The 13088-nt window shown below is 70.1% G+C and carries 10 protein-coding genes; 7 read left to right on the plus strand and 3 right to left on the minus strand.

Translation table 11 applies throughout. The annotated features are described in order from the left end of the window. Positions 1 to 84: 84 nt before the first annotated feature. Positions 85 to 1536 (plus strand): APC family permease, encoded by a 1452-nt coding sequence (locus tag AB0D85_RS05080; protein WP_362313753.1) that lies wholly within the window; start codon positions 85 to 87, stop codon positions 1534 to 1536. A 30-nt stretch (positions 1537 to 1566) separates the two neighbouring features. Further along, positions 1567 to 3138: an amidohydrolase gene (locus AB0D85_RS05085; RefSeq protein ID WP_362313756.1), complete on the plus strand. Its 1572-nt coding sequence runs from the start codon at positions 1567 to 1569 to the stop codon at positions 3136 to 3138. A 32-nt stretch (positions 3139 to 3170) separates the two neighbouring features. Here AB0D85_RS05085 and AB0D85_RS05090 read toward each other — a convergent pair whose 3' ends face one another. Next, a complete protein-coding gene (locus AB0D85_RS05090; RefSeq protein ID WP_362313759.1) occupies positions 3171 to 4043 on the minus strand; it encodes a phosphatase PAP2 family protein in 873 nt (290 codons plus the stop codon). Positions 4044 to 4125: 82 nt separating this feature from the next. Continuing rightward, positions 4126 to 5175, minus strand: a complete 1050-nt coding sequence (locus AB0D85_RS05095; protein ID WP_362313762.1) for a LacI family DNA-binding transcriptional regulator — start codon at positions 5173 to 5175, stop codon at positions 4126 to 4128. 332 nt (positions 5176 to 5507) lie between these two features. Between AB0D85_RS05095 and AB0D85_RS05100 the strand changes: the two genes are divergently transcribed. The 5 genes from AB0D85_RS05100 (at position 5508) to AB0D85_RS05120 (ending at position 12212) form a co-directional block, all read left to right on the plus strand. Then, positions 5508 to 6779, plus strand: coding sequence for an extracellular solute-binding protein (locus tag AB0D85_RS05100; protein ID WP_362313765.1), 1272 nt, complete (start codon positions 5508 to 5510; stop codon positions 6777 to 6779). Between the two features lie 133 nt (positions 6780 to 6912). Next, on the plus strand, positions 6913 to 7920 hold the full coding sequence (locus tag AB0D85_RS05105; RefSeq protein ID WP_362313768.1) for a sugar ABC transporter permease: 1008 nt from the start codon (positions 6913 to 6915) through the stop codon (positions 7918 to 7920). 13 nt (positions 7921 to 7933) lie between these two features. Next, positions 7934 to 8842 (plus strand): ABC transporter permease subunit, encoded by a 909-nt coding sequence (locus AB0D85_RS05110; protein ID WP_362313771.1) that lies wholly within the window; start codon positions 7934 to 7936, stop codon positions 8840 to 8842. Positions 8843 to 9053: 211 nt separating this feature from the next. Further along, positions 9054 to 10715 carry a glycoside hydrolase family 13 protein gene (locus AB0D85_RS05115; RefSeq protein ID WP_362313774.1) on the plus strand — a complete coding sequence of 554 codons (1662 nt, stop codon included), beginning with the start codon at positions 9054 to 9056 and terminating at the stop codon, positions 10713 to 10715. A gap of 123 nt (positions 10716 to 10838) precedes the next feature. Continuing rightward, positions 10839 to 12212, plus strand: a complete 1374-nt coding sequence (locus tag AB0D85_RS05120) for an alpha-amylase family protein (RefSeq protein ID WP_362313777.1) — start codon at positions 10839 to 10841, stop codon at positions 12210 to 12212. Here AB0D85_RS05120 and AB0D85_RS05125 read toward each other — a convergent pair. Next, positions 12188 to 13054 (minus strand): helix-turn-helix transcriptional regulator, encoded by an 867-nt coding sequence (locus tag AB0D85_RS05125; RefSeq protein WP_362313780.1) that lies wholly within the window; start codon positions 13052 to 13054, stop codon positions 12188 to 12190. The genes AB0D85_RS05120 and AB0D85_RS05125 overlap by 25 nt on opposite strands. Positions 13055 to 13088 lie beyond the last annotated feature (34 nt).

The following is a 13088-nucleotide window of genomic DNA, read 5'->3' on the forward strand; positions in this document are numbered from 1 at the left end:
CCGGGGCAGTCCCTGCCCTGGTAGCGCCGGTCATCCCGCACGCCCGGAACCCTCCCGTCCGTCGCGCTCGAAGGGCTCCTCCCCATGTCCGTCACCGCTCGCGAGGAGAGCACGCCGCCCACAACGGCGACTCTCCGCTCCGGCTCGCTCGGCACCGCCGACATCGCCTTCTTCGTCATCTCCGCCGCCGCCCCGCTCACCGTGATGGCCGGCGTCGCCCCCCTCGCCATCCTGCTCGGCGGCATCGGCGCCCCCGCCGGCTACCTGATCGCCGGCATCACCCTCGCCGTCTTCGCCGTCGGCTTCACCACCATGAGCCGGCACATCAGGAGCGGCGGCGCGTTCTACGCGTACATCACCCGCGGCCTCGGCCGCCCCGTCGGCATCGGCGCCGCCCTGCTCGCCCTCATCGGCTACAACGGCATGGAGATCGGCGTCTACGGCCTGCTCGGCAGCGCAGGGCGGGACACCGCCAAAGCCCTCTTCGGCGTCGACGTCCCCTGGCTGCCGATCGCCCTCGCCGGACTCCTCCTCATCGGCTACGGCGGCTACCGCTCCATCGAGTTCGGCGCCAAGGTGCTGGGCGTGCTGCTGCTGGCCGAGACCGGGATCCTCGTGCTGCTCGCGGGCGGGGTGCTGGTCAAGGGCGGCGCGCACGGACTGTCCGGCGCCTCCTTCGCCCCCGGCCACGTGTTCGTCTCCGGCACCGCCGTCGTGCTGGCCTTCGCCTTCGCCGCCTTCACCGGCTTCGAGTCGACCGTCATCTACCGCCGCGAGGCCCGCGACCCCGAGCGCACGGTGCCGCGCGCCACCTATGCGGCCGTCGCCTTCCTCGGCCTCTTCTACGCCTTCATGGTGTGGATCGTCATCCAGGCCTTCGGGAACAAGGACGTCATCGCGGCCGCCGCCAAGGACCCCGGCGGGCTCTTCTTCACCGCCATCACCACCTACGTGGGCGGCTGGGCGGCCGACCTGATGCACATCTTCATCGTGACCAGCATCATCGCCTCGCTCCTCGCCTTCCACAACGCCATCAACCGGTACGCCCTCGCCCTCGCCGAGGAGGGCGTGCTGCCGAAGAGGCTGGGGACCATCCACCCCCGGCACCGCTCCCCGTACATGGCCGGCATCGCGCAGACCGTGGTGGGGCTGGTGGTCGTGGTCGGCTTCTGGGCGGCGGGAGCCGACCCGTACAACCAGCTGCTGCTGTGGGTCAACACCCCCGGAATGATCGGCCTGTTCGCGCTCCAGCTGCTCGCCGCGATCGCCGTGCCCTGCTACTTCAGGAAGGTCCGGCACGAGGAGGGCGTGGTACGGACCGTGGTCGCCCCGACCGTCGCCGCCGTCCTGCTCGCCACCGCCATAGGGCTGGTCATCACCCACATCGACCTGTTCACCGGCGCCTCCACCACCGTCAACACCCTGCTGATCGTCATCGCGCCCGCCGTCTTCGTCGCGGGCCTCGGCCTGGCATGGTGGCTGCGCCGCGAACGGCCCGCCGTGTACGCGGACTTCGCCGCAGAGCCCGCCGAATAGCCGTACCGGACACAAGGAGTTCACCCCGTCATGACCGCCGCTCCCGACCTGATCCTCACCGGCGCCGAGGTCCGCACCCTCGACCCCGAACGGCCGTACGCCACCGCCGTCGCCGTCCGTGACGGGGTGATCGCCGCCGTCGGCGACGACCGCGACGTACGCGGCTGGCGGGGTCCCGGCACCGAGGTCGTGGAGCTGGCCGGCGCGCACCTGGTGCCCGGCCTGGTGGACGCGCACAGCCACCCGGTGTGGGGCCTGGACATGGCGACCGGCGTGGATCTGTCGGGGGTGACCGACCTGGCCGGGCTGAAGGCGGCGCTGACCGGGGCCGGGTGGACCGACGGCTGGGTGATCGGCTTCGGCCTCGACCACAACGCGTTCGAGGGCCGGCCGGTCGACCGCGCCCTCGTCGAGGACGTGCTCGGCGGCGCGCCGGCCTTTCTGCGGCTCTACGACGGCCACTCCGCGCTCGTGAGCGGCGCGGCGCTGGCCGTGGCGGGCGTCACCGGGCCGCGGGCGTTCGCCCAGCGGGCGCAGGTGGTCTGCGACGGCGAGGGGCGGCCCACCGGGCACCTCGTCGAGCACGCGGCGATGCAACTGGTCGAGCGGGCCATGCCCCGTCCGTCGTACGCGGCCCGCCGGGAACGGCTCGTCGAACTGCTCGGCGCGATGGCGGCGACCGGGCTGACCGGCGCGCACGTCATGGACGCGGGGGACGCGGAGCTGGTCGGGGCGGTGGCGCGGGAGACCGTGCTGCCGGTGCGGCTGCGCTTCGCGCCCTGGTGCATGCCGGGGGTCGACGAGGCCGGGCTGGCGGAACTGGTCGCCGCGCAGGGGCGGGGCGGGCGGCACTGGGTGGTCGGCGGGGTCAAGTTCTTCATGGACGGCACGGTGGAGGGCGGCACCGCCTGGCTGGAGCACGCGGACTGCCACGGCCAGGGGACGGAGGCGTTCTGGCCCGACCCGGAGGAGTACGCGGCCGCCGTACGGCAGCTGCACGCGGCCGGGGTGCGGACGGCCACGCACGCGATCGGGGACGCGGCGGTACGGCACGTCCTGGACGTGGTGGCGGGGCTGGGGCCCGGCGCCGCGGGCCGGCACCGCGTCGAGCACATCGAAACGGCGCCGGACGCCCTGCTGCCCCGCTTCGCCGAACTGGGGGTGGCCGCGTCGATGCAGCCGCCGCACACCGCGTACACCCGGGCCGACGGTACGGACGAGTGGTCCCGCCGGCTGGGGGCGGACCGCGCCGGGCACGCCTGGCGCCTGCGCGACCTGCGTGACGCGGGCGCGACGGTCGCCCTGGGCTCGGACTGGCCGATCGCCCACTACGACGTACGCGCCGTCCTGGCGACGGCCCGCGCACCGAGGGGCGCGGCGTCGGCACGGGCGGGGCTGACCGGCCTGGAGGCACTGGAGGGCTGCACGAGCCATGCGGCACGGGCGGCGGGGGAGGCTACGGAGGCGGGCCGTATCGCGGTGGGCCACCGCGCCGACCTGACGGCTCTCGGCCTGGATCCGGTGGCGGCTCCGGCCGACGAGGTGCGGGAGGCACCGGTACGACTGACGGTGACCGGGGGGTGCGTGGTGCACCGGGGGTGACCGAACGCGCCCCCTCCCCGACGCCCGACGAGCTATTGCGGCACTTCCAACGGCACTTCCCGCGGCGCCTCCCGCCGAACTCCTCCTGGCACCCGCGGCAGTGTGTACGGCAGCGCCCCGTACCACAGCCGGGCCACCATGAACCCGAAGGCCAGGCACAGCGCGCCGCCCACCGCGTCCAGCCAGAAGTGGTTGGCCGTGGCGACGATGACGAGGAGCGTCGTCGCCGGGTAGAGGAGGCCCAGCACGCGTACCCATGGCACCGACGCCAGCGCGAAGACCGTCAGGCCGCACCACAGGGACCAGCCGATGTGCATCGACGGCATCGCCGCGTACTGGTTCGACATGTGCTTCAGGTCGCCGGAGGCCATCGAACCCCAGGTGTGGTGGACCATCACCGTGTCGACGAAGCCGTCGCCGTTCATCAGCCGTGGCGGGGCGAGCGGGAACAGGTAGTAGCCGAGGAGGGCCACGCCCGTCGTCGCGAAGAGCGCGAGGCGGGCCGCAGCGTAGCGGCCGGGATGGCTGCGGTAGAGCCACACCAGCACGCTCAGCGTCACCACGAAGTGCAGCGTCGCGTAGTAGTAGTTCATGCCGACGATGAGCCAAGTCGCCGAGTTGACGGCGTGGTTGACCGAGTCCTCGACGGCGATCCCCAGCCGGTGCTCGGCCTGCCAGATCCAGTCGGCGTTGCGCAGCGCCTGCGCCTTCTGCTCCGGGACCGCGTTGCGGATCAGCGAGTAGGTCCAGTAACTCACCGCGATCAGCAGGATCTCGAACCAGAGCGGCGGCCGACGCGGGGTGCGCAGCCGGCGCAGGAGCCCCTGTTCTTCTTCACCCGTGACGGTCCCCGGAAGGGCCTGTTGTGCGCGACCTTCCGACTCCGTCACGGTCGAGTCACTCATAGGCACAGAGTCTGCCAGAAGAGGCGTCTCCGACAGATCATCCCAAGGTCGGGTTGACCGCGCATGTTCTACGGCGAGGTGACTACTTCCCAGGTACTGCCCGGATGTTTCCCAGGTTCGGCGCGGACGCCGTCGAACCGCGTACCACCAATTCGGGCATGAAAACGAACTCGCTGTGCGGGGCCGGCGTGCCGCCGATCTCCTCCAGCAGGGTCCGCACCGCGGCCTGGCCCATCGCCGGCACCGGCTTGCGGACGGTGGTGAGCGGCGGGTCCGTGAAGGCGATCAGCGGGGAGTCGTCGAAGCCGACCACCGAGACGTCCCGGGGGACGTCGAGGCCGCGCTGGCGGACCGCCCGTATCGCTCCGAGGGCCATCATGTCGCTGGCGCAGACGATCGCCGTGCAGTTCCGGTCGATCAGCGCCGTGGTGGCGGCCTGACCGCCCTCCAGGGTGTAGAGGGAGTGCTGGACCAGCTCGGACTCGATCGTGGCGGCGGTCAGGCCCAGCTGGTCCTGCATCGCCCGGACGAAACCCTCGATCTTGCGCTGCACGGGGACGAAGCGCTTGGGGCCGAGGGCGAGCCCGATACGGGTGTGGCCCAGGGAGACGAGGTGGGTGACGGCCAGGGTCGTCGCGGCCCGGTCGTCGGGGGAGATGAACGGCGCCTGCACCTTCGGCGAGAAGCCGTCCACGAGGACGAACGGCACGCCCTGCGCCCGCAGTCGCTCGTACCGCTGCATGTCGGCCGTCGTGTCCGCGTGCAGCCCGGAGACGTAGATGATGCCCGCGACCCCGCGGTCCACCAGCATCTCGGTCAGCTCGTCCTCCGTGGACCCGCCGGGGGTCTGGGTGGCGAGCACCGGGGTGTAGCCCTGCCTGGTCAGCGCCTGCCCGATGACCTGGGCCAGGGCCGGGAATATCGGGTTCTCCAGCTCCGGGGTGATCAGGCCGACCAGGCCCTCGCTGCGCTGCCGCAGCCGTACCGGGCGCTCGTAGCCGAGCACGTCCAGCGCGGCCAGCACGGACTGGCGGGTGGTGGCGGCGACGCCCGGCTTCCCGTTCAGGACCCGGCTGACCGTCGCCTCGCTCACCCCCGCCTGCGCTGCGATGTCGGCAAGCCGTGTGGTCACGGCACCGGACTGTACCGGTCGTATCTCTCCTTGCACACCAATCGGGCGCCTGATGCGGCCTGGGGGGCGGCCCGGTGCGGGCTGCTGGGTCATCGCACTCCCTCGTGAAGGTGATGGCAAGAGCTTGCAGAGTCTTGCACAAGTAGCCCCCGTAGCGCTCTACCGCCGTAAACAAGCGTCTCACGGCGGTCGTCGACAGGTCACGCCCGGATAACTTCGGAGATCTCTTGCACTTTTTTTCTGCAAGGTCTTTCGTAACCATTGCATCGCTGTTACGTTCCCTGACGCCCGGCGGCAGCGAAGGCCCGGGCTTTCACCCTCAAGGAGAACTCATGCGGCGTGGCATAGCGGCCTCCGCGCTGGTGGCGTCCCTCGCCCTCACGGCGACGGCGTGCGGCGGGAGCGGAAGCGACAGCAAGTCGGACGGCCCGGTCACCATCACCTGGTGGGACACCTCCAACGCCACCAATGAGGCACCGACGTACCAGGCCTTGGTCAAGGAGTTCGAGGCCGCCAACAAGGACATCAAGGTCAAGTACGTCAACGTCCCCTTCGACCAGGCGCAGAACAAGTTCGACACCGCCGCCGGCTCCTCGGGCGCCCCGGACGTGCTGCGTTCCGAGGTCGGCTGGACCCCCGCCTTCGCCAAGAAGGGCTACTTCCTGCCGCTGGACGGCACCGAGGCCCTCGCGGACCAGTCGAAGTTCCAGTCCAGCCTGATCACGCAGGCCCAGTACGACGGAAAGACGTACGGCGTGCCGCTGGTCACCGACACCCTCGCGCTCGTCTACAACAAGGCGATCTTCCAGAAGGCCGGCATCACCACCCCGCCCAAGACCTGGGACGAGCTGAAGGCCGACGCCTTCAAGATCGACGCCAAGGAGAACGTCTACGGCTACTGGGGCTCCACCCAGGCCTACTACGCCCAGACCTTCCTCTACGGCGAGGGCACCGACACCGTCGACGCCTCCGCCAAGAAGATCACCGTCGACTCGGCCGCCGCGAAGAAGGCCTACGGCACCTGGCTGAGCCTCTTCAAGGGCCAGGGCCTGCACAAGGCCGACACCACCGCCGACGCCTACGCCCACATCCAGGACGCGTTCGTCAACGGCCAGGTCGGCGCGATCATCCAGGGCCCCTGGGAGATCACGAACTTCTACAAGGGCTCGGCCTTCAAGGACAAGTCCAACCTCGGCATCGCCACCGTCCCGGCCGGCTCCACCGGCAAGGCGGGCGCCCCGACCGGCGGCCACAACCTGTCCGTCTACGCCGGCTCGGACTCCGCCCACCAGAAGGCGGCCCTCAAGTTCGTCAACTTCATGACCTCCGCCAAGTCCCAGACGGAGATCGCCCTGAAGAACTCGACGCTGCCCACCCGTGAGGACGCCTACACCGCCGAGGTCAAGGCCGACCCGGGCATCGCCGGCTTCCAGACCGTGCTGTCCGCCGCCCAGCCGCGCCCCGCGCTGCCCGAGTACAGCTCCCTGTGGGGCCCGCTGGACACCGAGCTGCCGAAGATCGCCGGCGGCAAGGAGTCCCTGGACCAGGGCCTGAGCAACGCCGAACTGGCCATCGCCAAGCTGGTGCCGGACTTCGGCAAGTGAGTCCCGTGGCCGCCGGATCCTCCCGGACGCCGGGGGCGGGATCCGGCGGCCACCGGCCTGCGTCCAGCCACTTCTCAGTGCCGCTTCTCAGGGCCGTTTCTCAGTGCCGTAGAACTTCCAGAAGGTGTCGAACATGACAGTCGCCATCGACCGCGCCACCGGCAGACGCCGCGGTGACCGCGCGCCGCGGCCCGGGCTGGGCCAGCGCCTCAAGCACAGCTACCAGAAGTACTGGTACGCGTACGCGATGATCGCCCCCGTGGTGATCGTCCTCGGCGTCCTCGTGCTCTACCCCCTGGTGTACGGCCTCTACCTGACGCTCACCGACGCCAACAGCCTGAACACCGCGCGCACGATCGGCGTCAACCACATCGACGCCACCTACAAGTTCGTCGGGCTCGACAACTACAAGGACATCCTGTTCGGCCCGCTGTCCTACGACCGCTTCTGGTCGCACTTCATCTGGACGGTCGTCTGGACGGCCCTGTGCGTCGCCCTGCACTACACCATCGGCCTGGGCCTCGCCCTGCTGCTCAACCAGAAGCTGCGCGGCCGCACCCTCTACCGGCTGCTGCTCATCGTGCCCTGGGCCGTCCCCACCTTCGTCACCGTCTTCGGCTGGCGGATCATGCTCTCCGACGGCGGCATCATCAACACCGTCCTCCACAGCCTGCACCTGCCGCAGCCGTCCTGGCTGGAGGACACCTTCTGGCAGCGGTTCGCCGCCATCATGGTCAACACCTGGTGCGGTGTGCCGTTCATGATGATCTCGCTGCTCGGCGGACTGCAGTCCATCGACAACTCCCTGTACGAGGCCGCCGAGATGGACGGCGCGAGCGCCTGGCAGCGCTTCCGGTACGTCACCCTGCCGGGGCTGAGGTCCGTCAGCTCCACCGTCGTCCTGCTCGGCATCATCTGGACCTTCAACCAGTTCGCCGTCATCTTCCTGCTGTTCGGCCCGACCTCGGCCCCGGACGCCCAGATCCTCGTCACCTGGGCCTACTACCTCGGCTTCGGACAGCAGCCGCGTGACTTCGCGCAGTCGGCCTCCTACGGCATCCTGCTGCTGGCCGTGCTGATCGTCTTCACCTCGTTCTACCGCCGCTGGCTGAACCGCAACGAGCAGCAGCTCGCGATCTGAGGCAGGAGTTCCCATGAGTACGACCACTGTCGCGACCTCCGCCGCGGTGACCGAGGACGGCCCGGCCGAGCGCCCCCGCGGGATCCGGGGCCGGGGCGAGCGCGGCCTCGCGGCGTCCCTCGCCTCCCACGGCGTCCTCGTCGCCGCGAGCTTCATCGCGCTCTTCCCGATCGCCTGGCTGGTCTTCCTGTCCCTCGGACCGGACAAGGACGACTACCTCCACCCGGGCGGCATCTGGAAGAAGATGACGTTCGACAACTACTCGTTCGTCCTGCAGCACACGAGCTTCTTCGACTGGCTGAAGAGCTCGCTGATCGTCTCGCTCGGCACCACGGCGATCGGGGTCCTGATCGCCGCCACCACCGGCTACGCGGTCTCCCGGATGCGCTTCCCGGGCTACCGGAAGTTCATGTGGGTCCTCCTGGTCACCCAGATGTTCCCGGTGGCCGTCCTCATGGTGCCGATGTACCAGATCCTGTCCGACCTCGGGCTCATCGACAGCTACCTCGGCCTGATCCTCGTCTACTGCTCGACGGCGGTGCCGTACTGCGCGTGGCTGCTCAAGGGCTACTTCGACACGATCCCGTTCGAGATCGACGAGGCCGGACGCGTCGACGGACTGAGCCCCTTCGGGACGTTCGCGCGACTGATCCTGCCGCTCGCCAAGCCGGGCCTCGCGGTCGCCGCGTTCTACAGCTTCATCACCGCGTTCGGCGAGGTCGCCTTCGCCACGACGTTCATGCTGGACGACCAGAAGTACACCCTCGCCGTCGGTCTGCAGACGTTCATCAGCGAGCACGACGCGCAGCGCAACCTGATGGCCGCGACGGCGGTGCTGATCGCGATACCCGTGTCCGTGTTCTTCTACCTCGTGCAGAAGAACCTGGTGACGGGGCTTACGGCGGGCGGCACGAAGGGCTGACGCGGGGCGCTGCCGCGATGGGCCGTGTTTCGTCTGCGGCGCCGTCGTGGCTGGTCGCGCCCACGCGGCGGAAGCCGCAAATCGATAGAGCCCCGCGCCCCTTACGGGGCGTGGGTGGCGGCCGTGGTCTCCAACCGACCCCGCTGTGGCCACGGCCGCCTCACCATCCATCTCTGACCCGATGACCCTGTTACGACGCATCAAGGACGCCATGAGCCAGCAGCAATCCGCCGCACCGGCCCCCGTCACCGCCACCGTCGCCAAACGGCGCGACTGGTGGCGGGACGCGGTGATCTACCAGGTCTATCCGCGCAGCTTCGCCGACAGCAACGGCGACGGCATGGGCGACCTGGAGGGCGTACGTTCCAGACTGCCGTACCTGCGCGACCTCGGTGTCGACGCCGTGTGGCTCAGCCCGTTCTACGCCTCCCCGCAGGCCGACGCCGGCTACGACGTCGCCGACTACCGGGCCGTCGACCCCATGTTCGGCAACCTGCTGGACGCGGACGCGCTGATCCGGGACGCCCATGGACTGTGCCTCAGGATCATCGTCGACCTGGTGCCGAACCACTCCTCCGACCAGCACGAGTGGTTCAAGCGGGCGCTGGCGGAGGGCCCCGGCTCGCCGTCGCGCGACCGGTACCACTTCCGTCCGGGCAAGGGCGAGAACGGCGAACTCCCGCCCAACGACTGGGAGTCCATCTTCGGCGGGCCCGCGTGGACCCGGGTGGCCGACGGCGAGTGGTACCTCCACCTCTTCGCCCCGGAGCAGCCCGACTTCAACTGGGACCACCCGGCCGTCGGCGACGAGTTCCGCTCCATCCTGCGCTTCTGGCTGGACATGGGCGTGGACGGCTTCCGCATCGACGTCGCCCATGGCCTGGTGAAGGCGGAGGGGCTTCCGGACATCGGCGACGCCGACCAACTCAAGCTGCTGGGCAACGATGTCATGCCGTTCTTCGACCAGGACGGCGTGCACGAGGTCTACCGGCAGTGGCGGCACGTCCTCGACGAGTACGCCGGTGAGCGCATCTTCGTCGCCGAGGCGTGGACCCCGACCATCGAGCGCACCGCCAACTACGTCCGCCCGGACGAACTCCACCAGGCCTTCAACTTCCAGTACCTGAGCACGGAGTGGGACGCCGCGGAACTCCGCAAGGTCATCGACCGCACGCTGGAGGCGATGCGCCCGGTCGGCGCCCCCGCCACCTGGGTCCTCTCCAACCACGACGTCACCCGGCACGCCACCCGCTTCGCCAACCCGCCCGGCCTCGGCACCCAGATCCGCCTGGCCGGTGACCGGGAACTGGGGCTGCGGCGGGCCCGGGCGGCGACGCTGCTGATGCTGGCGCTGCCCGGCTCGGCCTATGTCTACCAGGGCGAGGAACTCGGTCTCCCGGACGTCGTCGACCTGCCCGACGAGGTCCGCCAGGACCCCGCGTACTTCCGGGGCGCCGGTCAGGACGGCTTCCGCGACGGGTGCCGGGTGCCGATCCCGTGGACCCGGGAGGGCTCCTCGTACGGCTTCGGCGGCGGGGGCAGCTGGCTGCCGCAGCCCGCCAGTTGGGGCGAGCTGAGCGTGGAGGCGCAGACGGGGGTGGCCGGTTCGACGCTGGAGCTGTACCGCGCCGCGCTGAGCGCCCGCCGTGCCCAGCCCGACCTCGGCGCCGGTGACGCGGTGGAGTGGCTGCGTGCCCCGGAGGGCGTACTCGCCTTCCGGCGCGGGGAGTTCGTCTGCGTCGCGAACACCGGCGGGGAGTCGGTGACGACTCCGGCGTACGGCCGGGTGCTGCTCGCCAGCGGTGAGCTGACGGAGGCCGACGGCGAGGCGAAGGTGCCGGCGGACACGACGGTGTGGTTCACGCGCCTCTGAAAGTTCTTGCATCAACTTCACACGGCCCGCTGCCTTTTCAGGCAGCGGGCCCTTAACATCTCCGTCACCGCAAGTTTGCAGAAAGTTTGCTGCAAGAACCTTCAACGGTGAAGGAGCCCCCACATGGCCCGCAGGACCCTTGCCGCGACCGCCGCCCTCGCGGCTGCCGCCTTTGTCATGAACCCGACTCTCGCGCATGCCTCCCCACCCGGCACCAAGGACGTCACCGCCGTCCTCTTCGAGTGGAACTACGGCTCGGTCGCCAAGGAGTGCACCAGCACCCTCGGCCCCGCCGGCTACGGATACGTCCAGGTCTCCCCGCCCGCCGAGCACATACAGGGCTCGCAGTGGTGGACGTCGTACCAACCGGTGTCGTACAAGATCGCGGGCCGGCTCGGCGACCGCACGTCCTTCCAGAACATGGTGAACACCTGCCACGCGGCGGGCGTGAAGGTCGTCGTCGACACCGTCGTCAACCACATGTCGGCGGGCAGCGGCACCGGCACCGGCGGCTCCTCGTACACGAAGTACAACTACCCCGGCCTGTACTCCTCGTACGACTTCGACGACTGCACCTCCCTCGTCTCCAACTACGCCGACCGCTGGAACGTCCAGCACTGCGAACTCGTCGGCCTGGCCGACCTGGACACCGGCGAGGAGTACGTCCGCAAGACCATCGCCGGCTACCTGAACGACCTGCTGAGCCTCGGCGTCGACGGCTTCCGCATCGACGCGGCCAAGCACATCCCGGCCGAGGACCTCGCCAACATCAAGACCCGGCTGACCAACCCGTCCGTGTACTGGAAGCAGGAGGTCATCTACGGCGCCGGAGAGGCCGTCCAGCCCACCGAGTACACCGGCAACGGCGACGTCCAGGAGTTCCGCTACGCCTACGACCTCAAGCGCGTCTTCAACAACGAGAACCTCGCCTACCTCAAGAACTACGGCGAGGGCTGGGGCTATATGAGCAGCTCGGTCGCCGGGGTCTTCGTCGACAACCACGACACCGAGCGCAACGGCAGCACGCTCAACTACAAGGACGGCGCCAACTACACGCTCGCCAACGTCTTCATGCTCGCCTACCCCTACGGCGCCCCGGACATCAACTCCGGCTACGAGTGGACGGACGCCGACGCCGGCCCGCCGAACAACGGTGTCGTCAACTCCTGCTGGCAGGACGGCTGGAAGTGCCAGCACGCCTGGCCCGAGATCATCCGCATGGTCGCCTTCCGCAACGCGGTGCGCGGCGAGGCGATGACCGACTGGTGGGACGACGGCGCCGACGCGATCGCCTTCGGGCGGGGCGCGAAGGGCTACGTGGCCATCAACCACGAGACGGGCTCCCTGACCCGGACGTACCAGACCTCGCTGCCGGCCGGGACGTACTGCAACGTGCAGGCGAACACGCCGGTGACGGTCAATGCGAGCGGCCAGTTCACCGCCACCCTGGCCTCGAACACCGCCCTGGCGGTCTACGCCGGGAAGTCCACCTGCTGAGGATCCATCCGCTGGGTCCCGATCACCGACAGCAGCCGCAGCGCCTCCTCCGACGGCGACCCCGGGGTGGCGGTGTAGATCACCACCTGCTGGTCCCGGTCGGTGATGTCGAGGGCGTCGCAGTTGACCGTGACCGGGCCCACCACCGGGTGCTGGAAGGTCTTGCACAGGGTGGGCTCGGCGGACACGTCGTGCGACTCCCACAGCCGCCGGAACTCCTCGCTCCCGGCGAGGAGTTCGGCCACCAGCCCGGTGACCTCGGGGGCGTCGGGGTAGCGCGCGGCGGTGGCCCGCAGGCGCTGCGCCGAGAGCCGTGCGAAGGCGTCCACGTCCGACACCCCGTACAGCCTCCGGCCCTCCGGGTACGGGTCGAGGAAGGCGCGGCGGATGAGGTTGCGCCCGCGCGGGGGCAGCGCGGAGAAGTCCTCCATGAGGGCGGCCGCCAGATCGTTCCAGGCCAGCACCTCGCAGGTCGCGGAGGTCACGAAGGCGGCGGACTGCGGGAGCCGGTGCAGCAGGTCGAGCAGACTCTGCCGCACCTCACGCGGCGGCCCGGGCGGCGGCCCCGGCGGGGCACCGGCCAGGTGGTGCAGATGGGTGCGCTCGGCGTCGGACAACCGCAGCGCCCGTGCCAGCCCGCCGAGCACCTCCCGCGACGGACGCGGCCCCCGCGCCTGCTCCAGCCGCGTGTAGTACTCCGTCGAGATGAACGCCAGCTGCGCCACCTCCTCGCGCCGCAGCCCGGGAGTACGGCGCCGCGGGCCACGGGGCAGCCCGACCTCAGCGGGGGAGATCCGCTCACGCCGGCTGCGCAGGAATGCCGCGAGTTCTTGCCTGTCCACGCCTCCAGTGTGCGCCGGCCGCCCGGCCCCATCC

Origin of the sequence: Streptomyces sp. NPDC048277 (genome assembly GCF_040652235.1) — a bacterium.
Classification (GTDB): Bacteria; Actinomycetota; Actinomycetes; order Streptomycetales; family Streptomycetaceae; genus Streptomyces.

Excerpts from the sequence above, each read along its gene's own strand:
- AB0D85_RS05080 (WP_362313753.1), top strand. The coding sequence starts at position 85 with ATGTCCGTCACCGCTCGCGAGGAGAGCACGCCGCCCACAACGGCGACT.
- AB0D85_RS05085 (WP_362313756.1), top strand. The coding sequence starts at position 1,567 with ATGACCGCCGCTCCCGACCTGATCCTCACCGGCGCCGAGGTCCGCACC.
- AB0D85_RS05090 (WP_362313759.1), bottom strand. The coding sequence starts at position 4,043 with ATGAGTGACTCGACCGTGACGGAGTCGGAAGGTCGCGCACAACAGGCC.
- AB0D85_RS05100 (WP_362313765.1), top strand. The coding sequence starts at position 5,508 with ATGCGGCGTGGCATAGCGGCCTCCGCGCTGGTGGCGTCCCTCGCCCTC.
- AB0D85_RS05105 (WP_362313768.1), top strand. The coding sequence starts at position 6,913 with ATGACAGTCGCCATCGACCGCGCCACCGGCAGACGCCGCGGTGACCGC.
- AB0D85_RS05110 (WP_362313771.1), top strand. The coding sequence starts at position 7,934 with ATGAGTACGACCACTGTCGCGACCTCCGCCGCGGTGACCGAGGACGGC.
- AB0D85_RS05115 (WP_362313774.1), top strand. The coding sequence starts at position 9,054 with ATGAGCCAGCAGCAATCCGCCGCACCGGCCCCCGTCACCGCCACCGTC.
- AB0D85_RS05120 (WP_362313777.1), top strand. The coding sequence starts at position 10,839 with ATGGCCCGCAGGACCCTTGCCGCGACCGCCGCCCTCGCGGCTGCCGCC.